The 24158-nt window shown below is 42.3% G+C and carries 26 protein-coding genes and 1 pseudogene; 17 read left to right on the top strand and 10 right to left on the bottom strand.

Going from position 1 to position 24158, the window contains the following annotated elements:
* Positions 1-108 precede the first annotated feature (108 nt).
* Genes A4E24_RS05670 through A4E24_RS05645 form a run of 6 tightly spaced genes read left to right on the top strand, consistent with a single transcriptional unit; the run spans position 109 to position 5375 of the window.
* A complete protein-coding gene (locus A4E24_RS05670) occupies positions 109-345 on the top strand; it encodes a hypothetical protein (protein WP_292352315.1) in 237 nt (78 codons plus the stop codon).
* Entirely contained in the window at positions 342-1421 is a 1080-nt protein-coding gene (locus tag A4E24_RS05665; RefSeq protein WP_292352314.1) for an ATPase domain-containing protein, read from the top strand. Before A4E24_RS05670 ends, A4E24_RS05665 begins: the two co-directional genes overlap by 4 nt.
* A 20-nt stretch (positions 1422-1441) precedes the next feature.
* A complete protein-coding gene (locus A4E24_RS05660; protein ID WP_292352313.1) occupies positions 1442-2212 on the top strand; it encodes a hypothetical protein in 771 nt (256 codons plus the stop codon).
* Positions 2213-2260: 48 nt separating this feature from the next.
* The gene (locus A4E24_RS05655) at positions 2261-3937 is read left to right on the top strand and encodes a hypothetical protein (protein ID WP_292352312.1); all 1677 of its coding nucleotides are present in this window, start codon (positions 2261-2263) and stop codon (positions 3935-3937) included.
* Positions 3938-3962: 25 nt separating this feature from the next.
* Positions 3963-4751 carry a GNAT family N-acetyltransferase gene (locus tag A4E24_RS05650; RefSeq protein WP_292352311.1) on the top strand — a complete coding sequence of 263 codons (789 nt, stop codon included), beginning with the start codon at positions 3963-3965 and terminating at the stop codon, positions 4749-4751.
* A gap of 54 nt (positions 4752-4805) precedes the next feature.
* Complete coding sequence (locus tag A4E24_RS05645; RefSeq protein WP_292352310.1) at positions 4806-5375, top strand: hypothetical protein; 570 nt, start codon at positions 4806-4808, stop codon at positions 5373-5375.
* 29 nt (positions 5376-5404) lie between these two features.
* Here A4E24_RS05645 and A4E24_RS05640 read toward each other — a convergent pair whose 3' ends face one another.
* A complete protein-coding gene (locus tag A4E24_RS05640; protein WP_292352309.1) occupies positions 5405-6106 on the bottom strand; it encodes an ATPase domain-containing protein in 702 nt (233 codons plus the stop codon).
* Positions 6107-6258: 152 nt separating this feature from the next.
* On the opposite strand from A4E24_RS05640, the gene A4E24_RS05635 reads away from it, so the two are divergent.
* Both A4E24_RS05635 and A4E24_RS05630 read left to right on the top strand, forming a co-directional pair.
* Positions 6259-6678 (top strand): hypothetical protein, encoded by a 420-nt coding sequence (locus tag A4E24_RS05635; protein ID WP_292352308.1) that lies wholly within the window; start codon positions 6259-6261, stop codon positions 6676-6678.
* 4 nt (positions 6679-6682) lie between these two features.
* Positions 6683-7414, top strand: coding sequence for a MinD/ParA family protein (locus tag A4E24_RS05630; RefSeq protein ID WP_292352307.1), 732 nt, complete (start codon positions 6683-6685; stop codon positions 7412-7414).
* Positions 7415-7416: 2 nt separating this feature from the next.
* Here A4E24_RS05630 and A4E24_RS05625 read toward each other — a convergent pair whose 3' ends face one another.
* Positions 7417-8145, bottom strand: a complete 729-nt coding sequence (locus A4E24_RS05625) for a hypothetical protein (RefSeq protein ID WP_292352306.1) — start codon at positions 8143-8145, stop codon at positions 7417-7419.
* Positions 8146-8353: 208 nt separating this feature from the next.
* Between A4E24_RS05625 and A4E24_RS05620 the strand changes: the two genes are divergently transcribed.
* Together A4E24_RS05620 and A4E24_RS05615 are read left to right on the top strand one after the other, a co-directional pair.
* Positions 8354-8497 (top strand): hypothetical protein, encoded by a 144-nt coding sequence (locus A4E24_RS05620; protein ID WP_292352305.1) that lies wholly within the window; start codon positions 8354-8356, stop codon positions 8495-8497.
* 34 nt (positions 8498-8531) lie between these two features.
* A complete protein-coding gene (locus A4E24_RS05615) occupies positions 8532-8720 on the top strand; it encodes a hypothetical protein (protein ID WP_292352304.1) in 189 nt (62 codons plus the stop codon).
* A 123-nt stretch (positions 8721-8843) separates the two neighbouring features.
* Here the strand turns inward: A4E24_RS05615 and A4E24_RS05610 are convergent, their stop codons facing one another.
* From A4E24_RS05610 to A4E24_RS05600, 3 genes are all read right to left on the bottom strand, one after another.
* Positions 8844-11273, bottom strand: coding sequence for a PGF-pre-PGF domain-containing protein (locus tag A4E24_RS05610; RefSeq protein WP_292352303.1), 2430 nt, complete (start codon positions 11271-11273; stop codon positions 8844-8846).
* A 387-nt stretch (positions 11274-11660) separates the two neighbouring features.
* Positions 11661-12044 carry a transcriptional regulator gene (locus tag A4E24_RS05605; protein WP_015324375.1) on the bottom strand — a complete coding sequence of 128 codons (384 nt, stop codon included), beginning with the start codon at positions 12042-12044 and terminating at the stop codon, positions 11661-11663.
* 108 nt (positions 12045-12152) lie between these two features.
* Positions 12153-13307 (bottom strand): DUF2117 family protein, encoded by a 1155-nt coding sequence (locus A4E24_RS05600; protein ID WP_292352302.1) that lies wholly within the window; start codon positions 13305-13307, stop codon positions 12153-12155.
* A 78-nt stretch (positions 13308-13385) separates the two neighbouring features.
* Here A4E24_RS05600 and A4E24_RS05595 point away from each other — a divergent pair, with 78 nt between their 5' ends.
* Positions 13386-14078: a metal-dependent hydrolase gene (locus A4E24_RS05595; RefSeq protein WP_292352301.1), complete on the top strand. Its 693-nt coding sequence runs from the start codon at positions 13386-13388 to the stop codon at positions 14076-14078.
* A 234-nt stretch (positions 14079-14312) separates the two neighbouring features.
* Here A4E24_RS05595 and A4E24_RS05590 read toward each other — a convergent pair whose 3' ends face one another.
* The 5 genes from A4E24_RS05590 to A4E24_RS05570 form a co-directional block, all read right to left on the bottom strand.
* Positions 14313-15905, bottom strand: a complete 1593-nt coding sequence (locus A4E24_RS05590) for a sodium:solute symporter (protein WP_292352300.1) — start codon at positions 15903-15905, stop codon at positions 14313-14315.
* The gene (locus A4E24_RS05585; RefSeq protein WP_292352299.1) at positions 15905-16030 is read right to left on the bottom strand and encodes a symporter small accessory protein; all 126 of its coding nucleotides are present in this window, start codon (positions 16028-16030) and stop codon (positions 15905-15907) included. The genes A4E24_RS05590 and A4E24_RS05585 overlap by 1 nt, the downstream gene beginning before the upstream one ends.
* Before the next feature lie 182 nt (positions 16031-16212).
* On the bottom strand, positions 16213-17796 hold the full coding sequence (locus tag A4E24_RS05580) for a sodium:solute symporter (protein ID WP_292352298.1): 1584 nt from the start codon (positions 17794-17796) through the stop codon (positions 16213-16215).
* Complete coding sequence (locus tag A4E24_RS05575) at positions 17796-17918, bottom strand: symporter small accessory protein (protein ID WP_292352297.1); 123 nt, start codon at positions 17916-17918, stop codon at positions 17796-17798. Before A4E24_RS05575 ends, A4E24_RS05580 begins: the two co-directional genes overlap by 1 nt.
* Positions 17919-18160: 242 nt before the next feature.
* Positions 18161-19039 carry a class I SAM-dependent methyltransferase gene (locus tag A4E24_RS05570; protein ID WP_292352296.1) on the bottom strand — a complete coding sequence of 293 codons (879 nt, stop codon included), beginning with the start codon at positions 19037-19039 and terminating at the stop codon, positions 18161-18163.
* Positions 19040-19341: 302 nt separating this feature from the next.
* On the opposite strand from A4E24_RS05570, the gene A4E24_RS05565 reads away from it, so the two are divergent.
* From A4E24_RS05565 to A4E24_RS05540, 6 genes and pseudogenes are all read left to right on the top strand, one after another.
* Positions 19342-20112, top strand: coding sequence for a potassium channel family protein (locus A4E24_RS05565; RefSeq protein ID WP_292352295.1), 771 nt, complete (start codon positions 19342-19344; stop codon positions 20110-20112).
* Between the two features lie 22 nt (positions 20113-20134).
* Positions 20135-20317, top strand: coding sequence for an ATP-binding protein (locus tag A4E24_RS05560; RefSeq protein ID WP_292352294.1), 183 nt, complete (start codon positions 20135-20137; stop codon positions 20315-20317).
* Positions 20318-20697: 380 nt separating this feature from the next.
* Positions 20698-20877 (top strand): hypothetical protein, encoded by a 180-nt coding sequence (locus A4E24_RS05555; protein ID WP_292352293.1) that lies wholly within the window; start codon positions 20698-20700, stop codon positions 20875-20877.
* Positions 20878-21259: 382 nt separating this feature from the next.
* Entirely contained in the window at positions 21260-22567 is a 1308-nt protein-coding gene (locus A4E24_RS05550) for a hypothetical protein (protein WP_292352292.1), read from the top strand.
* 36 nt (positions 22568-22603) lie between these two features.
* On the top strand, positions 22604-22861 hold the full coding sequence (locus A4E24_RS05545; RefSeq protein ID WP_292352291.1) for a hypothetical protein: 258 nt from the start codon (positions 22604-22606) through the stop codon (positions 22859-22861).
* Between the two features lie 810 nt (positions 22862-23671).
* A pseudogene (locus tag A4E24_RS05540) lies at positions 23672-24158 on the top strand (IS5/IS1182 family transposase); the annotation flags it as partial.

Raw genomic sequence — 24158 nt, 5'->3', positions numbered from 1 at the left:
AACATGGTTTGTGATTCACGAAATGATAAATGTGACCTTATCTCCCGATTTATTGGAGAGATGGTACGTGTCATTACTGACAGTTCTCATTATAGAGGAGAATGCCTGATGGTCGATACAAGATCTAATGATATTTTTCTCAAGGATGTTGTACGTAAGGTAGATTCCGGTTGGGTCAAAGTAACTGATCTTATGTTGATATGCGGATCTTCGGTTGAGGTCATTTACATTGAATTGGGTTATCCTTTCGAGGTAAACGAGTCGCTTATACTCTCTGTGGAGAACGGTCAGATTAATCGTAGCTTGGATATTGAAAATGATCCTAAGCTGGAGGGACTGTTATGAGCGAAGAGATCAGGATCCCCACAGGCATAGCAGGCCTGGACAGGGTTATAGAAGGTGGTGTGCGGGATAAGACCACATTGCTGGTCGTAGGCTCAAGTGGTACCGGCAAATCCACTTTTGCAATGCAGTATCTTGCTTATGGTCTAGAACATGGGGAAAATGCTCTTTATGTCAGCATGGAAGAGCCAGCGGAACAGATCCTCAGGGAAGCCCGCATGCTGGGTTTCAATTTAGACAGATACTACAACAAAGAACTTTTCTTCTTCCACTCTAAAGGAAAGGACTTTGTTAAGCTGGTCGATGAACAGTTGCCGGCACTTGTGGAAGCTAATAAGGATTATGCTGTAAAGACACGTGTGGTCATTGACCCCCTTACTCCACTTATCTGGGCCATTCAGGATAAGCAGGAACAGAGGGATATCATCACGAAACTGTTCTATACATTGAAGCAGCTTGGCCCGGTGCTAATAACTACTGAAGAACATGCAGCTCCGGGAGAAACGGTAGGTGAGGATGTGCTTATCCCTATCTATATGTCCGACGGCGCTGTCCATCTTTCCTACAGGCCTATCGGCGGTGCTTTTAACCGGGCTCTTGAGATCATTAAAATGCGTGCAACAAGACACGGGGAAGAGGTCTATCCATATATATTCGTCCGTGGAATAGGCGTTGTTGTAAGGACCACTCCTGTTGTTTCAGCTGAAGATGCAAATAAATATGATGATATGTTCGACAAAGCGATCAGGACGGCAGCTGACCTCGGTGCTTCTGAAAGCCTGCTTGAACGTATAGAATATGTGAAGAAGAACTGGGCATATTCCTTCTCGCCCAAGGAAACTCTCCAGATATTCTTTGAATCCCAGGGACTTACCGGTTCCATTAGAAAAGAGGACATTGAAAGACGTAAACAGGAAGCTCAGCACATCGCCGAGCATGCAGGGGGGCAGTCTGCTTTCCTTGCAGATGTTGAAAAGACTCTTGCTGGTCAAGAGCAGATATACGCTGTTCCAAAACAGAAGACTGAAGGTCTTATTGATATCGAGGAGCTTAAGGAACTTGAAGAGCTTGTGAAATAAGCATATCTGATGTGGTGCCGATGGCAGTCAAAAAAACAAAAGAGGACCTTGGGGACGTATCTCTGCTAAAGTTCGCATTGGTATCCCAGTTGAAGAGGACCTACGAAACAAGCGATGTGGATATATTGTTGTTTGCAGGAGTCGATGGAAAGATATATGCTTCGTATATCCCGGACAGTATTGGCCCTAAGATATTCGAACTGACAAATCTCATTACCAGCAACTTGCTGCATATAAGCCAGCAACTCTCCATGGGTTTGCAGCAATCAGTGATCGAATATGATTTCGGCACTGTGATCTTCTCATCTGTGGGAAGAGGCGCATTGCTGATCTCATTGTTCACTAAGAAGATAGACCTTTCTCAGAACATGCGAAAAATAGAGATCACAAGGGATGTCATGCAGCACCTTTTCGAGCAAAGGCCTATGACGGAGGCTCAGCTCTCCAAATACCCGGAAGATGTTTCAAGAGAACTAAAGGAACTTGCTAAATGCGTATTCAATGAAATGTACACGCAGTCTTCTGAATATAAAAAGAATATGGAGATACTTAGCGACATCAAAAAGAAGATAACAGGTGTTATGGGACGCGGAGAAGTTGATCAGGTTCTAGCTATGGCTTTCAATGAAATTGCCTCTTCTCCTAAATGGATGACGGAAAAATTATGGCCATTGCTGCTGGAACTGGTGATCAATGACCAGATACGTCCGCTACATGGTGATTACATTGCTGATGTTTGTATGGCCGAGTGGATACCTGACATCAAGAGAAAGCTTGAGTCCTTTGTATAAAAACGGATGTGTATAAAAACGGATGTGTATAAAAACGGATGTGGATGTATGGTAAAAGTTACTGATCTGAAAAACAAGCTGGAAGACGGTTCATGTTGCATCGGGTCATGCGAAACTGGCATCACAGGAAATCAGCCTGATATCCAGGCAGAGGTCACAGATGTCTCTCTTTCAGCTTCTTCTTTGGCAGAGTCAGATGTGCCCGGGTCAAATGGTGATGGCAATTTATCTCAAAAGGTTGCTGAACAACCGTCTGGAGACAAACCCCCCATCGTGTATGACGATGCAGCCTTTCAGCTTATTCAGCAAAAACTTGCTTATTTTGAAGATAGGTTCTCTGCAGTCCAGTTGAAGATAGATGAAGGTCTTTTGCAGAGTTCCGGCTCTTTGAACGCATTGAAAGATGAGATCTCTTCTCTGGCTTCGAACAGAGAACTATCTAAATTGAGAAAAGAGTTCGATTCATTACACAAAAAACTAAGCAGGGTGGCACGGGAGGAGGATGCCCTCAGCAGTCAGTCCCTCAACGCTGCCAAGGTCCCCCCGGATGTGCTCCAGATCACCTATTCAAAAACATTGAATGACCTTTACGGCGCAATGTTAAATATATATGGGGAAAGCGAAGCAGAAGATATCGTTAATTCTGTCAGGGACACTGTTCGCGAGTTCAGTGCGGGTGTGGATTTCTTCCGGTTCGAAGAGGGAACCTTTATTGTAAAAGAGCTTTCACAGGCCATACAGTCCCGACTGGTTTCGACAAAACAGATCCATGGCACCTATATAGAAATATTTAAAAGGATGGCAGAATATGTGCCAAACTACGAATCCCGGGATTTCCGGTCATTTGTAGAAACAGGTAGCAGAGAATATTCAGTTGAGAAAATAGCTGAGCATAATCATCGTCTTAAGGATCTGGAATGCCTTGTGAACAAATATTTACAGGAATTGAACAATGTTTCTGAGAACATGGGATTCGTGGCCCAGTTACAGAACCAGCAACTTGAGGAGATCAAGACCAGATCAGAGGATATTATCAATATAAAGGACCAGATCTCGGGCCTTTCGAACGCCGTAAACTTGCATACGCGTCTTTTCAAGAAACTAAATGGCAATCTGGAAACTATTCGCTCACAGCTCGAGTTGATCGAATCAGGTTCAGATAACAAGGTAGTGGCTCAGGAAATTCTCTCGATCTCCTCTGAAATTTCCCAGGCTGTACCATCACAGCCCGAAATTGCAGCTCTTGCTGCATCTTTGAATGATCTGAGAGAGCAAACATCATTGATGGTATCAGAACTTTATTCGCGGGTAGATTCTGTATTCTCGGATGTTCATGGTATTGAGAGTGTTTCCAGAGAAGTGGCTTCATTGCAGGAGCAACTGCAAAAGCTACGTTCGGACATGCAGGAAGATGTGATGTACATAGATCTGGGTGATATTGAGGAAGTTATTATCCATGAAGATAAACCTGATCCTTTTGAATGTGATATGTTCATTGACCTGGATGAACCGGATGACTTGCATGAGTTCTCAGGAGTAGTTGTAAGCATCCTGGCTGATACTGGTCCATCGACATTGAAACAACTTCATAGATCTCTTATATCCTCCGATGTGAAAATGGATGAAAAAGAGTTAATGCAGATATTGGATGAGGCTTTGTCTTCGGGTTCGGTCACTTCGCACAGAAAAGGAAGGTACCTGTACTACAGTGCGAACAAAGGATAAAAAGTGGCCCGATACAACATACCTTATGGAGATCGCGCAAATGCAGGAAATGGAGAAAATTCACCAGGCAGGGGATATCTCTTATGCTCTTCTCATGTCATCTGAGGCAGTTGATACTCTTGATATCGATGTGGGTGCTGCTGACAGGGAAGGTTTCATCTATTTTCATCAGAAGTTTGGAATGCCTTATACATTCCTTCTCAAGAGATCCATTGAATCAGGTCATTTCCTATTTGTGTCCATAGCCGGAAATGCTAAGCTCATAGGATTTGCAAGATTTGAGAAACTGGAGGAGCAGACTGAAAAAGAGATAAAGGGCAAGATGAATGTTGTCAGTCCTTCTTTATTCCTGTTGCGTAGTATGGAAGTTCATTCTTCCTTCCGTAACTGTGGAATTGGCAGAGTCTTGTTCTCAACAGCTGTATACTATCTTAGGGGTAATGTTCTCACAATTCCAGACAATCCTGAAGCTACAAGCTTTTTCAGTAAAAAGCTTGGTTTTACAGAGGTTACAGATCCCATTGGCAATTACAGGCAAAAGTACGAAGGGTATCTGATGCTGGCATATCCCAGAGCTGTTGCTTTATGGCATGAGATAGCAACCAGATATCCAAGGATAGTATATCCTGAGTTGATCGATCTTTATGAATCGCTAAAATTCCGTCTTAATATGGGTAAAGTAATACCCTGTAATGATATTAACAGGTTTGAGACCTTGCTTGGGAAGTGTGATGGTATGTTATCCGGTGTTATGGAAAAGGAAATGGACCATCTGCTTAATGAATTGCGTAGATGCGTTCGATGTAATACCTAATAAATGGTGTGTTTTGACTCTCGATCTTTCAGTAAAGATCTTATGGAGGATAATGTGGCAAACATAGATTCTCAGAAACTGCGCAGACAACTGCTTACATTATACAGTAAATATCATGTGCCTCCTGTTAAAGTGCAACATACCGAACAATCCATATCTGCTGTAGATTGCTCGGCTGCTATTGACCAGATCACAGATCATTTGCTTCAAAGCACAAGGAAAAAGTTACGGCAGGAGGTAGCTCAGGCATTTAAGCAAAGTGAAAATCCTGAGATCCCATATTTTGCTGTTATCATGGATATTATGCAGTTCATGAATGAATTTGTGGGAGATCCCCATACTGTTGAGCTCATCTTCGTACGTGTTAATAATGAAGTAGCACGCAGGAAACTAGAACTTGATAAAAAGACGTACTATTCTGACAGACAATGGACCACCGAAGTTTCTGAAGGCGCTATTCAGCAACTAAGGGATGCAGGTACAGAGAGAGATTACATCTTACTGGTGGACAAATTGCTTGAAACACTCTCAACTTCAGTTAGCGATCAGGAGATCAGTATAGCACGCATGAGGCTTTTGAACATCATTCGGAAACATACCCGGCATGAACTTAAAGATGTCTGAAACGGTATGCAGTTATGATCGTTCCAGTATCAGGGCGGGCCACGGGATGAAATGGTAGCTCCGTCCAATGATATTTTGAGATCATGTTTCCCTGCAACAAAATCTTTTCCTCTGGATTTTATCACTCTGATGTATCGTTGCTCATCATGATCGTTTTTATCATGGTTCCCCAGTTCGATCACCACATCGGAAAGATGGCTCAGGATACTGGTGTTGATCTCACTTCCTGTTAGATCCCCTGTCATCATAAGCAGCGTATCCGAGGCTGCGAAAGCTCGGAACAAATTCACAAAGAAAGCTCTTTTTTCTAAGGGAAGCAATTCTCTCCCGTCCTCAAAGGATGGTGAAATGCAGAGTAACACTGTTGCAGGGTCAATGACCACCCTGTTGGGATTATCATGGGCAAGGGTATGAAAGTACTTGAGGATCGCATAATCTCCTTTTGTAAGTATCTCTCTATCCAGTTCAAGGAATTTTAGCTTGCCGCATTTCAATGGTCCATCATCAAAGAATGAGTAGTTCTGTGCGATGTGCAGCAATTTATCAGGAGGTTCGGACAGTACTGTGATATAAATGCACTTTTCACCGGCTTTTGCAGCCGTGAACAACGACTGTAGGCATGTAAGGGTGCGTCCGCTTCCAGTGGGACCTGCTATCAACATACTTGATCCTTGCATAAGACCACCATGAAGTATAGCATCCATATTTGGTATGTATGTGGGAGATAGCATGTGGCCACCTTATTATAATATCTGTGGTGTTTAGATAGTTATATATTTATCGAAATAAATGTTTATGTGCTTTGTTGCAGCTGTGCACGAGCAGTATGTATTTCCGATATTTACATCATATTTACAATGCAGAACCCGTTCAAATCCGTTAAATGTTGATCATCATGCCTGTACCAGAATTTGATATTGATATTATTGCTTTGCTGAACGATCTTGATGATCGTTTAAAGCAACTGGAGTCAAGAGTTACAGAAGTCGAAATGAGATCATCTCCCCCGATAGATGATAAAATGGCTTTGTTCCTTACAGTTCCCGATTCTATCCGCAAGTCACTTTTTGCAGTATCCAGTCTGGTTTCATGTACTGCCGATGAAGTAAGTGAGATCACGGGTCGTCATAGGTCTATAGAGAACAAATACCTTAATGAACTCTATAGGTCCGGATGGTTAAAGAGAGACAGAAAAGGTAAGAAGATCTTCTATTCATTGAAAAAGAGATTAGATGGAGAGAGGCATGAATGTATCTCAGCAGTGGAAGAGATCGAGAGCAAGCTAGATCAGCTCCTGGGGTGAAAAAATGCTGTTGAGCTTCCATTCATATAAAGGTGGTACAGGGAAAACAACCTTTGTGAGCAATCTGGGTGTCCATCTTGCTCAGCAAGGGCAGAAGATATGTATCATTGATACAGACGTGAACGGTCCCGGTCTGCATTCTCTCTTTGATGTTCATTTCTCTGCGACATTGGTGGATTTTCTGCAGGATGAATGCAAGATAACTGAGATAATATACAAACCGTATAAAAACATGGATCTGTATATTATTCCGTCCAAAGCCTGCGAGGAGGATATAACTTCAATGTTCAATTCTCCAGGCGAGGCTAAAGATAAAATGCTTGAGATCATTAAGTTTCTGAAGAGGCAGTTACAGGTGGACCATGTCCTGTTCGATTGCAGCCCCGGTATTAACAAATCCAGCCTGCTCACCATGAATATAGCTGACAGGGCCACCATTGTTTCTACCATAGATATACAGGACATAAGAGGGACTTATATTCTGTCCAATATGTCTTCAAAGCTCGGTACTAAATCCAACCTGCTTTTTAACAGGACCCCCAGAGATAAATCAGATGAGATCTATGCAATAGTGGCAGAGTTCAGCAAAAAACTGGGGGCCTCACTTCTCGGCTCACTGACCTTTGACGATACGGTGGCACGTACCTGGTCACGGAAACTGGTGGTATTAGAGGAAAAGGATTGTGATTACTGCCAACAGCTGCGTACCATTGCAACGAGGCTGTTGGTACCTTGATCCTATGATCTTCTAAATTCTTCAATATGTTCATGGACTATTTTGTCCAATTCTTTTTTCTCCTCTGTGCTAAGACTGAATATTTCCTTTATCTTTTTCAGATCGGTGCTTACAGCAGGCTTTAAAATAAGTCTGCCGTTCTTCAGACTATATTGTATATCATCCTTACTCTTTTTTGGTCCTAATTGGATAGCATCTTCTGTTACAAAAAGAACGGTGTCAAATACAGTATGCAGAAGTTTCTCCGTTTCTGTGTCGAACATATTAAGAGCGACGGTGCATATCATTGTTCCTTGTTTCTCCCTCACGCGGGAGGAAAGCAAGTCAAGAAAACGCATAAAAGGGGTCTTATTATGGCGCCATCGTAGAAATGCCATATCTTCAAGGAATAGTAACTGCCTTGCTTCTATTTCAGATTCAATGTTCATCAATAGTTCTGTCATGTCTGTGCAAGTGACACCACCTACTGGATATTTGAGAGAGGTGTCATTTGTTGGTGCCAGTCCTGTATTCCAATTCTGGTTGCATCTGAATTCTTCCCATGCTTCATGACCTTTTTCCGTAAACAAGATCATAGACATTGGTGCACCAGTAGTTTCCAGAAGGGATGAAATGATGCAGTATGCCAGTTCGGACATCTTGGTCCGAGCGCCATATGTGAAAAGTACAGAATGGCCGTCTATCAGATCAAAGAGGTCTGTTGCCGCATTTTCATCTGTGATCCCGGTCATATTTTCCCTGCATTATAGTTGATGTCAGCCACAGTTTGCGATCATTCTCCTTTTCTGTATGCTTTCAGGCGTATGCTTATGTAGTTATTATATTTTACTGTTTGATCTTTTCATCTATAAATCCCTGTGTTCTGTCCAGAGTATAATAAAGCATTCATTGCGAAAAGGTTAATAGTGATTGTAGCAGATGTAAATTGAGGTGCATTGTATGTCAAAATTCCTAAAGCGAAATTACGAAAGAAAGGGCGAAAAGAAAAATGAGGAATTGGAATCCAAGCTAATACAAGATAACCTCTCAGAGCTCAAAGAAGAGCTGGTAGAATTTCCAGGCGGTGAAGATTTCGAGGAGTGAGCACATCTCTTCTACGGTATCTCTTCGTATATCTGTGGAACCGTCAGAAGAACCGCCAAAAACCATGGCATTTCTTAGCGGAACTAAATACGAGGATGTGCTCAGGGAGCTCAGGATCAATCAAGAAACAGTACTTCTGTTTAAGGATGGGGAACTAGTCCCATCTGATGGGGTTGCCAGTCCAGGCAACTTGTCCATTCTAAAAATAACATCAAAAGGGTAAATTGGATTGTTTGTCCTCGCAAGAGGGTCAATCCAATTATTTTTTCAGATGTGATTGCAGGTATTATCTGTTCATGAGTAAGTTTCTATCATTTGTCTCCAATGCAGATCAGATTTAACATATTTATGCATCCTGTTTTTTCAAATATTCATACCCTACCGCAAGCACTCCTATCAATATGAGGACAACGATGAATGTCCATACCCTGGAATTTTCAGGCTGCCTTTTCTCCAGACTTACATCCTCTGCTTTCTCGAGTGGAGTGTTCGTATCGGTATTTTCGGCCTTCTGCTCACTCTGAATGGCTGGTGTATCAGCAATAACAGATGTAGCAGTTACTTTTTCAGCAGTGATCACAAAAGGAGAGAAACCCGGGGTCTGAGACTCGAATATGGCATAATCCGTTGTATTGCTTTCGAAGACTGTGGGCAACACTTCCCATGCTGTCCCATTATATCTTAGCAGCCTGATGTCCGATGGGTTCACACCCATCTGCCGGATCCAGTCACTGTTTACTCTGAACTTTATCCGTGCATCCTTAATGTTAGATGCTGTGGCGAATCCCGTCTTACCTACCCAGATATTGATATATCTATATATGAGCTTTTCAGGGGTGGTATCGACCAGCTTTGACCGGCTGTTTAGTACTTCTATAGTGGATGTGATCTCTCCGGAATTCTTAAATGAATATAAGCTGATGGATCGTATTGGATTGTTCTCAGCTGTGAATTCATATATCACATTGGCATTCATTCTTAGGTATTTGCTGTCAATTTCTTTCAATGCAAGGTTTGAGAAGTCCTCAACAGAGGCTGCTCCCCCGCCTCCTCCACTGCTGCTTCTGCTACTTCCTCCGCCACCACTGCTCCCGGATATGGTTGTAAATCTATCGCTTACTGAATTACCTGCCAGTCCATCTTCATTATATGGGATAAGGGTATAGGTATAGGTCGTACCACTGCTTAGACCGCTGTCTATGTAGGAGGACGGGTCACTCACATTAGCAAGGACTGCACCATTCCGACTTATCTGCACCCTATCGGTGTTCCCGGAAGCTTCCCATATCAGAGTGATTGAAGTTTTAGTGATATTAGTTCCAGAAAAACTGGTTATCTCAGGCAGCATCGCTGTAGTAGCCAGATCACTTATCGATGATGGACCGATGTTGCCGTTAGTATCCACTGTTCTGGTGCTTATGGTATATGTCGTTCCTTCTGTCAGACCAGTTGCGTTATAAAAGCTTTGAGATGTATTTGTGATAAATACGGAGTTGAGGTAAACCATCACGTGACTGAAGTCCGTGTCGTCCGGCTCTGTCCATTCCCATTTTATCCATTGTGTTCCTGTCCCTGTTTCCCTCAGATGAGTTACTGATGCCGGTGGCGTTGTGTCTGCCGGTGTGGCAGTTGTTGCCGAATCGTTGACCCATGTAGAATTAATGTTCCCGTTAGTATCCACTGTTCTGATGCTTATGGTATATGTCGTTCCTTCTGTCAGACCGGTTGCGTTATAAAAGCTTTGAGATGTATTTGTGATAAATACTGAGTTGAGGTAAACCATTACGTGACTGAAGTCCGCGTCATCCGGCTCCGTCCATTCCCATTGTATCCATTGTGTTCCTGTCCCTGTTTCTCTCAGATGAGTTACTGATGCCGGTGGCGTTGTATCTGCCGGTGTGGCAGTTGTCGCTGAATCGTTGACCCATGTAGAATTAATGTTGCCGTTAGTGTCCACTGTTCTGATGCCTATATTATATGTTGCTCCTTCTGTCAGACCAGTTGCGTTATAAAAACTTTGAGATGTATTTGTGATAAATACTGAGTTGAGGTAAACCATTACGTGACTGAAGTCCGCGTCATCCGGCTCCGTCCATTCCCATTGTATCCATTGTGTTCCTGTCCCTGTTTCTCTCAGATTTGTTACTGGCGCAGGTGGTGTTGTATCTGCCGGTGTGGCAGTTGTCGCTGAATCGTTGACCCATGTAGAATTAATGTTCCCGTTAGTATCCACTGTTCTGATGCCTATATTATATGTTGCTCCTTCTATCAGGTGAGTTGCGTTATAAAAACTCTGAGATATATTTGCTATGAATGCTGAGTTGAGGTAAACCATTAAGTGACTGAAGTCTGGGTCATCCGGCTCCGTCCATTCCCATTGTATCCATTGTGTTCCTGTCCCTGTTTCACTCAGATGAGTTACTGATGCCGGTGGCGTTGTGTCTGCCGGTGTGGCAGTTGTTGCCGAATCGTTGACCCATGTAGAATTAATGTTGCCGTTAGTGTCTGCAGTTCTGGTGCTTAAAGTATATGTTGTCCCTTCTATCAGCCCAGTTGCGCTATGAAAGCTCTGGGATGTATTTGTGACAAATTGTGAGTTGAGGTAAACCATCACATGACTGAAGTCCGCGTCATCCGGATTCGTCCAGTTCCAGTATATCCATTGTGTACCCACATTAGTTTCCGTAAGGTTCGTTACAGACGCCGGTGGCGTTGTATCGTTAAGCATGGGGTCTGCATTTGCTGTAAATGCGCTTACGGTCAGAAACAATATCACTGCAAAAGCAATGTTTTTACAGGATTCCAGGCTAACAAAGAATACTTTATTGCTAGTGCCTGAGGACTTGGAAACTACATCAGATGATCTAATAGTGGCACCTCCATATGAACAACATCATATGATAATTATTATATTTTAAAATATATAAAATAAATGTATTTATATAGGCGCATAAACGGTGAACTTGCTGAAGAAGCAGAAATAGTATCGAGCAAAATAAGCCAATATCAAGCAAATGATCGTGATAAAAGCGTTATGAAAAAAGTAGTTTAAAAGACCTATGGAAGGACGCAAACAACTAAAAGAAGACTGTTTACACGTCCTTCAATGAAGACCGTCAGCATTGTGGTCCCAGTAAAAATGCCTGGGTCGGAGGGGCAAAAATCACTCCATCCCTTTGCTTATTGTCTTCAGCTTCTTGATGGCTATCATTGTGGTCTTCGTATCTTCTATGATCTTTTCCTCATAGTGCTTGATTATCTCTTCGATAGGAGCATTAAGGGTATAGATCTTCGTTGGTCTGCCTTTTCCAACAGCTTTCTTATTGTGAACACTGATCCAGTGCTTTTCGCGCATCTGTCTCATTGCCACACTTACTTCAGGCTGTCTTAGGCCCGTACTCATTTCTATCTCCTGGGATGAAGCCTCTCTTACATTTGAAAGGTATGTCAGCGTTGTAGCAACGTTCCTTGACATTCCCAGGTTCTTCAGTGCATCTATGAACCGATAGTCGGTGTCGTCCAATATTTTTACTTCAAAGTCCTTCATAAAATAACCCCTTATTCTATGTTGTATCTCTTCTGTGAGATCTAATTCATAGTATGCACATTATTATATTTAAACTTTTATAGCCGGACTTTTTGAAGGACAGGATATTTAATATTCCTTTATATATTTAATGGCATCAAACGCCTGACATGTGATCATATCTTTCAACTCTTCCAGGCTTTTGAAGTTCATGGTCTTTTTATGCATGAACACGTTCGAAAGTACTTTTTTGCCTATCACGTCATCGCTATCTGGTATTAATCTCATGATCATTGAACCTGGAAATATGTGCGTTCGATGAGATATTCCGTCCGAATCTCCATCGGTTATTCCTATGATCGGTATGCCAAGCCTATATAAAATGTCTGCTGCAAGGATCGTGGTATCATCACCTATGGTTACGGCAACATCTGCGCCAGGTACGATGTCAAATGCTTTTTCTGCCTCATGATCTATTATGACCGCATTTATTCCCTTGCTGCAACTCTTTTTTTCTCTGTTGCCCATGAAGAGGTCAAGTTCAGAAGATAGTAAAGTGCGCGCGTTAAAATTATCAGAGCGCAGCCTGCCACTTTTCACCCAGGCTGTCGTCAGGTCAATAGGAGCGTGTTGTTCATAATCATGCAGTTTTTCCACACCATGCTCCTTCATTTTGCCCCCTTCTATCTGGGTAATGTAGCCGCTTTCCGCAACAATGCTTACATCAAAAGACATTGCAGAGCCCACTACTATACCATTGACAAGTATTTTTTCTCCAGGACACACTCCAGTTAAGCGTCTTACAACGCGCGACCCCTCAATTTCTAGCGTTGTTTCCTTTTCCCTCCCTGCAGTTGTGATCATAGGTAGGTCAAGTTCGCTGGCAATGGCTTTGGCATATTCTTTGGCAAGATCGTTCCAGGGGATGACAGCACCATCCGAACTACCTGGCCTTTCTATGTGCACAATGGGCTTTTCATCTTTCCTCCTAAGATGAGAAATGACCATGCCTGCAAATGCTATTCCTGTTTCCATGTTCTTTCCATGGTTCAGCAGGTAGATCACATCTTGTGTGTCAATGCACTCTTCTATGCATTCGCTCGGCCTGAGGCTTCTAATGATGTCAATTACATTTTCCATGTGTGCGTCTATGACAGCGGTCTTGCCCATTGTGCCTGCGATCATGGCCGTAACATTTCCTTTTGTGCTTAATATCTCGATGATCTTACGGGCCTGTCCTGAATCAACTGCCTCCGGACCATGTATCACAAGTCCAATCTTCATAACCTTCCATAATATCGGTTCTACATAATAACGATCCCGCACGGAAATTATTTGTCTGGGTACATGCTCTATTGTTCTATGTATGGGATCCAATTGATATGGCACGGTCATGCTTGTTTTGAAATAAGGGCTAGCTTTAATGTGCTTATTGACCCTTTTTTCAGGGGTAATCCCAAAGCAAAGCTGGTTCCGGAAGACATGGGGCCGGACATCATACTTGTGACCCATGGTCATTATGACCATCTGGGAGATACCATTGGGATCGCACAAAGGACAGGATGCAGGGTTATTACGGTACATGAACTGGCTAATTATCTTAAATCTCAGAAAGTGATGGCCGAAGGCATGAATATAGGAGGCAGGATGAAGGTCAATGACATGTCAGTGGTGATGACAGATGCCAATCATTCTTCATCCGTGTCCCATGCAGGGTTAAGGTTGTACGCAGGCAGAGCTGCAGGATTCATCCTGCAGGTCAATGGATGTTCCATCTATCATGCAGGGGATACTGGTCTTTTCACAGATATGCGGCTTATAGGGGATGTGTATAGGCCGGATGTGGCGTTGTTGCCCATAGGAGGCAGGTATACAATGGACCCGGATGATGCAGCCAGGGCCGTGGACTTTATCCGTCCCAAAATTGCAATACCCATGCATTATAACACATTTGATGTGATCTCACAAGATCCCCTGGATTTCGTGCACAAAGTCAGGGACCTGTGTGACACTGAAGTGTTGATAATGAATATAGGAGACGTATTGGATCTGTAAGGTCAATTGATAGATGGATGAGGAGCACGTTTATATATAATTAATACCGAAGATAAGATGGCAAAAGTCGAACATCATTATTCTCTATATCCCCTCTAGTTCTCGTCATACGGCTTTTGCCTTATTCAAGGCATAGTGTTGCGCATGATCTCGATCTATGTGTTGAGCTCTTCTTTTTCGATCGGAGCATGTACAGTTTAAAAAAGGAAATCAATGATATGGTTGCTCTCCATATCACCTAATTTTATAAAAACACTTTTCCAGGTGTTCTTTGGCTATAGGGCTTGTAAATAGGCTAACTACAATGCCTGTAAGCATAGCAAGGGGTGTGGCCACCAGTATAGGGTCTACTACTGTCCATGTGCCTGTAAGCAAGGTTGCCTTACCGAAGAGCGCCTGACTTATACCAAGCGGCGCTGCTTCTTTTGCATGTACGAATGCAAGCCAGCTGAGACTGCTGAAGGTGCCTACCAGCATACTGGCGATTGCTCCTTCTTTTGTCATACGTTTCCAGAATATGGCTCCGATGTACATGGGTAAAAAGGCTGCAGCACACAATCCGAAGAATATTGATGTTGCAGGGGCTATGATACTAATAGGTAGAACATAAGCCAGCACCACGCTTGCAAGGATGGTTAGGGCGATACCGATTTTTGTGACATCGACAGTATGGCTGATCTTTCCTTTTTTTATGTACTGTCTGTAAAAATCATGTCCTATCGCAGTGCCCATGGTATGGTACTGGGAACTAAGAGTGGACATGGCTGCTGCAAGCAGTACGAGCATAAAAAGAACAACGAACATCTCGGGCATAGCACTATTGATGAACTCCGGGATGATAAGGTCCGTGTTCCCTCCGGCGACTGCCAGTGATATCATATCCTTTTTCTGGAAGAAATATGCGTTTGACAGTGCACCGACCGTGAAGGCTACACCCGTCATCATCAGAATGAACGGACCTCCGACGAAAACAGCTCTGTTAAGAGCTTTGTCATCCTTTACGGTCATGAACCTTACCACAAGCTGCGGTTGTGCCAGCACTCCAATTCCCACACCAAGCACCAATGTGGAAACAAGGTTCCACCAGATAGGTGAACCGAACTCGGGCATTGCTGTCCATCCCATGTGGCCTCCCTTTACAAGACTTTCAGGTACCAGATATGCTATGTTTGTCAGGGCCTGATGTGCCTCAACCACACCTCCAAGTCTGACGTATGTAAAGACGAGCAAGATCGCCATGCCTACGAACATGAGCGTGCCCTGCAAAGCATCCGTGTACATGACCGCAATGAGCCCTCCGGTGATCACATATGCTGCGACGATGATGGTCAGGATCATCAGTGCAACATCATAGTTGATCCCAAGGGTGGTCTCTACGAAACGTGCACCTCCGATAAGCACTATTCCTGTATAGAGAGGCATGAATATACCGATCAGAATTCCTGAAAAGCCCTGTATGAACCTCGAATTGAAACGTTTTCCAAGTAGTTCAGGGAATGTAACAGCCTGTAGGTTCTTTCCCATCTTGCGTGTTCTTGAGCCAAAAATAACAAAAGCGATGAATATTCCCACCACGATGTTCATAAGGGCGAGCCATAACAGTCCCATTCCAAGGGCACCTGCAGCGCCTCCAAAACCCACTATTGCAGACGTGCTGATGAAGGTAGCCCCGTATGACAGTGCAAGAATATAGGGGTGTATATTCCTGCCTGCCACCATATAATCATCTATAGCTTTCGTTCTTTTGTATCCCAGCCATCCAAGATAGAAAACTATCATTAGGTAGATAAGTACGGTGATCCCCAGAATAGCGGTGTTCAATACCATTATTCCACCTCCTCGTCTTCAGCACCTTTGTTCCAGTTCAGGGCACCATATATCATACAGCCTATGGCGCTGAGAACACAAAGAATGTATACTACCCAGATCTGCGGGTCATCTATTCCAAGCATTTTCAGTTTCTCCTTTTTTTACTAATTAATAATGACAATCTATTTATGTCACATGTTAGCATGACTCATTATTTAACCTTTCGATTATGTTCGAGAAATAGCATGTAGCATCTCGACAATTGTCAAAAAAAGCTGTAAAGATCGAAAGCGCAGTTAAATAAAACTAAGAGAGCAGATATCTCTTAGTTTCCAAAACACTTTTTAATATGTTCTTCGGACGCTGGTTTTGTCAGAAGGCTGACTGTTATGGCAACGAATACTGAAAGCGGTGTAGCTACAAGTATAGGGTCCACCAATGTCCATGTTCCTGTAAGTAATGTTGCCTGGCCGAAGATCGCCTGGCTTATTCCCAGTGCGGTCGCTTCTTTGGCATGTACGAACGTAAGCCAGAAAAGGCTGCTGAAAGTACCTACCAGCAGGCTTGCGATCGCTCCTTCTTTTGTCATGCGTTTCCAGAATATAGCGCCTGCGTACATGGGCAGGAAAGCAGCAGCGGTCAAACCAAAGAAAATAGCTGTTGCCCTGGCAATGATACCTATGGGAAGGGTATAGGCAAGAATAACACTTATGACAATAGTAATGGCAATGCCCAGTTTTGTAATGCTTATTGTGTGCCCGATCTTTCCGCGCATTATGGATTCTCTGTAGAGGTCGTGACCTATGGCAGTGCCCATGTTATGGAACAGTGAACTGAGGGTTGACATGGCTGCTGCCAGAAGTGTCAGCATGAAGAATACAACGAATATGTCAGGCATAGCACTGTTTATATACTCCGGCATGATCTTGTCGATATTTCCTCCGGCCACATCCATGGACAGCATGCCTCTGGTGTTGATAAAGTACACGTTGGACAAAGCCCCTACTACATATGCGACCCCGACCATCATGAAGATAAAAGGTCCTCCGGAGAGCACTGCTCTTTTGAGCGAGGTGGTATTCTTAACGGTCATGAACCTCACAGCCAGCTGAGGCTGGGCCAATACTCCTATTCCTACTCCAAGAATGATGGTGGAGACCAGGGTCCACCATATCGGAGAACCAAAAGCAGGCATCGATGTCCAGCCCGTATGTCCCTGCTGTGCCATGGCTTCAGGTACCATAGATGCGAGATTGGTCAGTGCCAGGTGAGCTGATGTCACACCTCCTAGATTTACATAGGTGTATACCATGAGGATGGTCATACCTACGAACATAAGGGTTCCCTGCATCGCATCTGTATACATCACTGCTATAAGTCCACCGGTGATCACATAAGCTGCAGTTATAATTGTAAGTAAAAGTACAGCTGTATTGTAATCGATGCCCAGAGCAGTCTCCATGAACCTGGCTCCCCCAATAAGCACGCTGCTTGCATAAAGTGGCATAAATACAGCTATCAAGAGGCCTGAAAATCCCTGGATGAAACGGGATTGGAACCGTTTTCCTATGAGCTCGGGAAAAGTAACGGCTTTGAGGTTCACTCCCATTCTTCTGGTCCTTGAACCAAATACAACGAATGCGATGAATATGCCGACAAAGATGTTCATAAAGACCAGCCATAATATCCCCATTCCGAAGGCACCGGCATAGCCTCCGAATCCGATTATTGCTGAAGTGCTTATAAAAGCCGCTCCATAGGATAGTGCCAGCACAAAAGGATTTACTTTCCTGCCTGCTACCATGAAGTCATCGGTGCTTTTGGTCTGTTTGTATCCCATCCAACCTAAATAGAAGGTGATCATGAGATAGATGAGTACAGCAATCCCAAGGACTATACTGCTTGCCATCAGCTTTCCTCCAGGGGATCTTTGTCATTCCAGTGCATCAGTCCATATATTACGCAGCCCAGAGCACTTAGCACACTGAGCAAATATGCCAGCCATATCTGTGGATCATTGATTCCAAGCATCTACATATCTCCTTAAATTGTAATGCCATTTGTTAGCATGGCTCATTCTTTAATCTTTCGAAGATGATCGGGACATTCCAAAGCGGTGATATTATAATTTCAGCGTTAAAATAAGATTTAGTATTACAAAAAGGTTAGTTTTTAATACTATAAAGTCCTAAAGACAACCTGCAACAATCTTCCTGAGGGCACATGTTTTTATTATTGGGGTTTTTTACCCCACCCCCTCCTATCATTCTTTTTTATTGCTTCCCGACATTACCTATTGTAGCACGGATGTATGACAGTTTGTCTTTTTCCCAGACTTCCACCACATATCCTGCAGCCAGAAAGAGCTTTTTCCAGTCTTCCGGGTATCTCTGCACATCATGAAAGTGATCGACAGGTTCAGCGGCAAAGACTTCGCCGCCGGGTTTGAGTACTCTTTTGATATCCTGCAGGGCTCGCGGCACATTGTCAAGGTGGTGCAGCATAAAGAAACATGTTACTGAGTCGAAGTATCCCTGCTGGAAAGGCAGCTCGTATGCGCTTGCTGCAACGAACTTTGTGTTTGCCACACCTTCGATCCTTGCGTTGAACCTGCATTGTTCCATCAGGCTTTCCAGAAGATCGATACCATGCACCAAAGCATCCGTTTTCATGGCAGCTATTTTAATGCTGAGAGTGCCAAGACCGCATCCCACGTCAAGTATGTTCTTTCCATGCAACAGCGGCAGTATATCTTTGAAAGCCTGCAGTTTCCTGGCTTCCATATTGCTTTTGGGAAATTTTGCATCTTCTATAAGGTCAAAGGATGTGTAGGGCAAAACGCTGTAGACAGAGGCACCGTTCTCTGCCATTAATCCCCTTACATAATGCATGTTCCCTTCCTGACGGATGTAACTGACAACAGAAGCTCCGACCTGGGCACAGAACCTTCTGTTCAGTTCTTCCCTACTCTTTGGAAACTTTATTTTCAAAGGGTCGTGGATCACTATATAATGCGAGTGTTCCTCAGTGAACATGGCATCCTCGATACCGGTGATCTCGATTCCGCTTATTGCCTGTTTCCACAGAGGCAGTATCTCCATGTTCTCTGCAGAGGCATGATTGTGAACTTTCCCTATTGCTTCATGGTCCATGAACATTGGAACTCTGTTCTCGGATAAAAAGATGTTACTTCAGAGGGGAGGATCATGTGGATGAGGATCCTAAAATGTATGCTGGTCTTGGTAATTCACAAAGCTTTTAGATTATAGTGACAACTGTACAAGCAAATTAAAATAAATAGTAGAATAAAATAACTTTAATACAAATAATATCTCTAAAGAGTGGATTATAGGAAGCAGATGTTTGTCCATAAAGGGTCGTTTATCAAAATTGAAATACCAATCATGCATACAATTAACATAGAATTATTTCCCACCGGAATTTCGGAGTACTTATGAGCTCAAAAGATGAAATTGCTAAGAGAATTGAAAATAAAATAGAAAAACCGATGATAATTCTTTCTTTGTTAATTATCCCTGTTTTGTCAGTTGAGCTTGGAATTATTACAACCAACCCCTCCTATATGTACCTCGCTTCAAAGATCGATGATCTGATATGGCTTATGTTTCTTTTAGAATATCTTTTATTAGTAAGTCTATATAGCAATAAGATTGAATACACCAGGAAGAATTGGTTGAATGTTCTAATAATAGTTGTTTCACCACCCGTATTATCACCGCCAGATCTTGCTTCAGTAAGAACATTGAGATTTCTCCGAGCCTTGCGCTTTTTAAGGATATTGATTCCGTTTAAAAGAGGTATAATACCCATATATGAGATCTTTACCAAAAACTCGTTTCATCATGTCACATTTATCACAGTTCTATTCATCTTGATTTCTGGGATAATATTTGGCCAGATAGAACATGAAGATATATTTGATGGGGTATGGTGGGCAATTACAACAGTAACTACTGTGGGATATGGTGACCTGTATCCTCATACTACTTATGGGAGAATTTATGCTATCAGTCTTATGTTGATCGGAATTGCATTTGCCTCCTTATTGACAGCTAATATTGCCTCTTATTTTGTAAGTAAAGATAAGTGTGATGATACTAAAAATACGATCGCTGAAAATGAATTGATACTTAAGAAGTTGGACGATCTAGCACTCAAAATAGATGAACTTGATGAAAAGATAACTTGTATGAAAAAAACATGATTTTTCAGAAGGAGATATTTATATGGTATTCATAGCAGTGTATAAAGACAAGTGTACAGGCTGCGGTTCATGTGTCAGTACATGCCAGAACCAGGTACTGGTTGTTGATGACGGATTATGTCAGGTCGTAAGAAAGGAAAATTGCAAATACTGCATGGATTGTGTGGTGTCGTGTGATTTCGATGCCATTAAGGTGTTCGTCTGAAGAAGGCGCAATTCCTTCACAACAGCCAGATTGGTTTACCCAAGTTCCACGTTCATATAAGCTTTATATGAAAATTTGACAGGAAAGCATGAGCTAACTATCTGGATCTCATGCGTCAAAGATTGGAAAGTCGTGGATAAGATGTATTGTGATCTGATATGGGGAAAGAGAAAAAGTTGATTTTTCAGACATGTGCACCATTTTTGTGTTTACATAATCAGGGGTCTATTAACGTGCTGACCCCATACTATGCATCAAATCCTCCGGATAAAGATCCTACAATGGGTCTTTCACCGGGATACATTATCATCTACTGTGGAGTTTCCACAGTATAATGATATCCTTATTTCCTCAGAAGTCCTATTTGGATTGGGGGAAAAATGAACATAATTGTAACTTGCTACAATTGTAAAAAAGAATTCTTTGCTATTATCTCCAGTATTCAATTTATCCGCAGATGTCCAAATTGCTTCAAGCCGAACAGGGTCAGAACGATCATTGATGGCAAAGCCTACGGTCAGGAATACATGAGTGCACAACTTGCCATAGGGTCAGATTAAGGTCCTATTTACTCTGTTATCACAGCTCTTTTATCACAGAGGATAAGGAGTTCATTAATCTATTTTCCTGAGTGAAGCAATTGTCATTATTATTGTTCACCTGCTGGTATACACAAAGAGCATAATAGGCCCCATAGCTGCAAGTATCAGGGAGAGTACTTCAGAATGACATTTACAGATTAATTCTGCTTCATCTTGCTTTTTGTTGCCTCCCACTTTAGATCCGATGTAAACTCACCCTTGAGGTTTGAACGATAATTGAGTATTTAAAATATGTTTTGTATAATATAACTTAAATATGTATAATATGATTTAACTATATAGGGTATAGGAAAAACAGGTTCTTATAAGAACAACTAAACGAGAAATGGACGGTGATCTTATGGAAAAAAAAGGATATAGGCTATTCTCATGTTTTGTAGTAGTATTGATGCTGGTAGGCATACTTCCGGTAGGAGTACTTGCAGCATCTGATCATGCAATGCAAGGCCATACAAGTTCAGCATCAGGAAGCGGCGGAAGCGACCAGGCCGATGATACGAGTCAAGACGATCCCGATGACGACACAACAAAACTCTTTGACAGGGAGCGTGACAGAGATCGGGATATGGTGAATGCAACCGATGATGCGACCAGAAAGAGGACTGAAGCACAAAAGGAAAAAATGAATGCTGCAGCAGACAAATACACGGCAGCAAAGAACAATTTTGTGAACATCAGGTCCAAAAATCCAATGTTGGATTCAGAAGAAGCCATCAATGCTACTAAGGAGTATCTTATTAGTTCTATCGATCATATGACCTCAAATCTCGATAATAAACAATACATCGATGAACTGAATGAAGAGAAAGACAAGGTCAACGCAGCAACTACCAGGAACGAATTGGCAGATTCTGCAAAGAACATCAGGAATATATGGAACGATGCTCGTAAGGACCGAGTTGTTTCTTCAGGAAAGAACATCGACAACAAGATCAATGCGGTTATCAAAACTTCCAATGCCCTGATACTGCGTCTTGAGGGTGAAATAACCACCATGAAAGAAAATGGTGAGGATGTGGAAGAGCTTGAGCAACTTCTTGCCCAATACAAGGAACGCATGAATGATGCAAATAAGAGCAGAGAGCAGGCAAGAAACTTGTATCTGGAAGGAAACGGCACCAATGCACAAAATATGCGAGAGGCCAATACCTACCTCAAGCAGGCAGGAAAAGACATCAAAGATTCAAATGCCATTCTGAGGAATATGCTCAAAGAGCTTCACCAGCACAGACAGGGAGTAATTGTGCTTGCTGGAAGCGGAACCCTTTCCGCTGAAGGAAATGGTACAGCTGTGATCTCCGGTGATGTGGAGATAGACCTCACAGCCACCGATTCCAAGCTTGTTATCAAAGACCTTGCAGGCGATGCTCATATTAACACTGATGATGCCGACTATGAATTTTCCAACATCGAGGCCGGTAATAGTACGGACAACAATCGTGCATTTGTTTTTTTGAACCTTACAGGCGATGTTCACATTGAGGGAAGCCGCCTTACAGTCATGCTTCGCAGCTCATATATGGAACTTACAGCTGAAGGAACAGGCACTGCAGTGCTTTCAGGCAACGGTACATACGAATATACCGGAAATTCCGGTGTTTGGGCACCTCGCTATAGAGATTCGGCCGAAAATGAGATTGAAACATAAAAGTGTTGGCATGAAACAGACAGGAGTTGAAGATAAATGGTAAAATTCAGATGTTTGGTAATCATCGCTGTCCTGCTGTGTGGTGTTGTAGTTTCAGGATGTGCTGATAAAGGCACTACTGATGGAACATCAGATGAGACAGAGCAGATCAGCGTTGCAGATAATGCCCTCAACGAAGAGATGATAGGAATTACGGATGCTGAGATCCAGGACATGGAAGCACAACTTGCTGAGCTTGAACAACTGGTGGAAGAAGCGAACCTCGAAGAAGATATTGTAATTGAAGAGATATGAGTGGCCTTCATTCATATCTTTTCTTTTTGGTAGTGGTTTTATAACTTTCTAATTTTCATTCTCTATACCAAAAAAAACATAAGATAACTCTAATGCGACTAAAACAGTCCTTTATGCATGATCTGAAAAGAATTCATTTTGATCCCAATAATGTATTTTATATTGATATATCTAATAAAACTCTATAATTGGCTTATAATTGCCCCTTTTAGGAGATCAAGCTAATCGTAAAGCTTGTTAAAGTATAATAAAGCATGATCCTCAGTGATAATGCTTTCAATCGCAAAATGTAATAATATAATGTTCATAAGCATGTATTTATTCAAATACTCGAAAGCTCACTTGACAAATAAAAAGAAGTAATTTGTTATGAGAGGTATACGAACAATTGCATATGTTTCAGTTACACTATTGCTTGGGGACATTCTGGGTTTAGGTGCAGTTTCTCCAAAGACTGGAAATGGAACATGTTGACTTATTGTGGAGACTTTCCCAGAGATGGTAGATCCACGTTTTCCTATTAATCACAAAAACATTTACTCCGACTCACTATCTAAAATCATTGTTCTTTGAGGTAAATAAATGACTTCTGACACTATAACTTTCTTTTTATCTATTGTTGGAATGATATAGGGTCCTCTGAGATTTCCTCTCTATTGCAGTAATAATCATCCTTTTTTAGATTATCATAGGTGTATAATATACCCCCTAACAAAAGTACAGCCTATTTGGTTTTTAAATCAAAATTAAAGCAAAATAAAATCGTAAAATTTATTGAGGAGGACGTATTATCCTCCTCTGTGATATATTATGCAACCTCCGCTTATACCACTAAACGAAGATCACAAATGGAAATTGCTGTCTGAAATACTAAACGTTTTCGATTCGAGAACTTCCAGGCAAATCCTTTCAAGGAGGGGCATTCTGCCCCTCCATAGATCAGTCCCTGCTCTAAAAATAGTTCTCTTGAGTATGTTCTTTTCAAGCGATGTTTCGTATGCTGTAAAAGAAACAGAAGAAAGAGAAAAACTAAGAAAATTCCTGAAAATAAGCTCAGTGCCATCAGAAAATGAAATTTACACTACTTTAAGTCAATATGACCCTGAAAACTTCATTTCTTTTGTTCTTGAGGTTTTGAATACTCTATGTCCAAAGAGAAAAAGTGGTTCTAGAGGCATTATAATTGATAGTACCGATATAAACCTCAACCTGAACTGGCATGCAAAGAAGATAAGCAAGAAAAGTCTAGAGGAGAAAGAATACAAGTGGGGACATTCAACACACAGAGGATTTTTCA

Origin of the sequence: Methanomethylovorans sp. PtaU1.Bin093, from assembly GCF_002067275.1 — an archaeon.
GTDB lineage: Archaea > Halobacteriota > Methanosarcinia > Methanosarcinales > Methanosarcinaceae > Methanomethylovorans.
Note: the sequence above shows the minus strand (reverse complement) of the source record. Positions and strands in the feature narration are given on the sequence as shown.

Excerpts from the sequence above, each read along its gene's own strand:
- A4E24_RS05655 (WP_292352312.1), top strand. The coding sequence starts at position 2,261 with ATGGTAAAAGTTACTGATCTGAAAAACAAGCTGGAAGACGGTTCATGT.
- A4E24_RS05565 (WP_292352295.1), top strand. The coding sequence starts at position 19,342 with ATGAGCTCAAAAGATGAAATTGCTAAGAGAATTGAAAATAAAATAGAA.
- A4E24_RS05570 (WP_292352296.1), bottom strand. The coding sequence starts at position 19,039 with ATGGACCATGAAGCAATAGGGAAAGTTCACAATCATGCCTCTGCAGAG.
- A4E24_RS05665 (WP_292352314.1), top strand. The coding sequence starts at position 342 with ATGAGCGAAGAGATCAGGATCCCCACAGGCATAGCAGGCCTGGACAGG.
- A4E24_RS05560 (WP_292352294.1), top strand. The coding sequence starts at position 20,135 with ATGGTATTCATAGCAGTGTATAAAGACAAGTGTACAGGCTGCGGTTCA.
- A4E24_RS05640 (WP_292352309.1), bottom strand. The coding sequence starts at position 6,106 with ATGCTATCTCCCACATACATACCAAATATGGATGCTATACTTCATGGT.
- A4E24_RS05660 (WP_292352313.1), top strand. The coding sequence starts at position 1,442 with ATGGCAGTCAAAAAAACAAAAGAGGACCTTGGGGACGTATCTCTGCTA.
- A4E24_RS05575 (WP_292352297.1), bottom strand. The coding sequence starts at position 17,918 with ATGCTTGGAATCAATGATCCACAGATATGGCTGGCATATTTGCTCAGT.
- A4E24_RS05590 (WP_292352300.1), bottom strand. The coding sequence starts at position 15,905 with ATGGTATTGAACACCGCTATTCTGGGGATCACCGTACTTATCTACCTA.
- A4E24_RS05555 (WP_292352293.1), top strand. The coding sequence starts at position 20,698 with ATGAACATAATTGTAACTTGCTACAATTGTAAAAAAGAATTCTTTGCT.
- A4E24_RS05600 (WP_292352302.1), bottom strand. The coding sequence starts at position 13,307 with ATGAAGATTGGACTTGTGATACATGGTCCGGAGGCAGTTGATTCAGGA.
- A4E24_RS05635 (WP_292352308.1), top strand. The coding sequence starts at position 6,259 with ATGTTGATCATCATGCCTGTACCAGAATTTGATATTGATATTATTGCT.
- A4E24_RS05550 (WP_292352292.1), top strand. The coding sequence starts at position 21,260 with ATGGAAAAAAAAGGATATAGGCTATTCTCATGTTTTGTAGTAGTATTG.
- A4E24_RS05650 (WP_292352311.1), top strand. The coding sequence starts at position 3,963 with ATGGAGATCGCGCAAATGCAGGAAATGGAGAAAATTCACCAGGCAGGG.
- A4E24_RS05625 (WP_292352306.1), bottom strand. The coding sequence starts at position 8,145 with ATGACCGGGATCACAGATGAAAATGCGGCAACAGACCTCTTTGATCTG.
- A4E24_RS05620 (WP_292352305.1), top strand. The coding sequence starts at position 8,354 with ATGTCAAAATTCCTAAAGCGAAATTACGAAAGAAAGGGCGAAAAGAAA.
- A4E24_RS05545 (WP_292352291.1), top strand. The coding sequence starts at position 22,604 with ATGGTAAAATTCAGATGTTTGGTAATCATCGCTGTCCTGCTGTGTGGT.
- A4E24_RS05595 (WP_292352301.1), top strand. The coding sequence starts at position 13,386 with ATGTATGGGATCCAATTGATATGGCACGGTCATGCTTGTTTTGAAATA.
- A4E24_RS05630 (WP_292352307.1), top strand. The coding sequence starts at position 6,683 with ATGCTGTTGAGCTTCCATTCATATAAAGGTGGTACAGGGAAAACAACC.
- A4E24_RS05605 (WP_015324375.1), bottom strand. The coding sequence starts at position 12,044 with ATGAAGGACTTTGAAGTAAAAATATTGGACGACACCGACTATCGGTTC.
- A4E24_RS05585 (WP_292352299.1), bottom strand. The coding sequence starts at position 16,030 with ATGCTTGGAATAGATGACCCGCAGATCTGGGTAGTATACATTCTTTGT.
- A4E24_RS05580 (WP_292352298.1), bottom strand. The coding sequence starts at position 17,796 with ATGGCAAGCAGTATAGTCCTTGGGATTGCTGTACTCATCTATCTCATG.
- A4E24_RS05670 (WP_292352315.1), top strand. The coding sequence starts at position 109 with ATGGTCGATACAAGATCTAATGATATTTTTCTCAAGGATGTTGTACGT.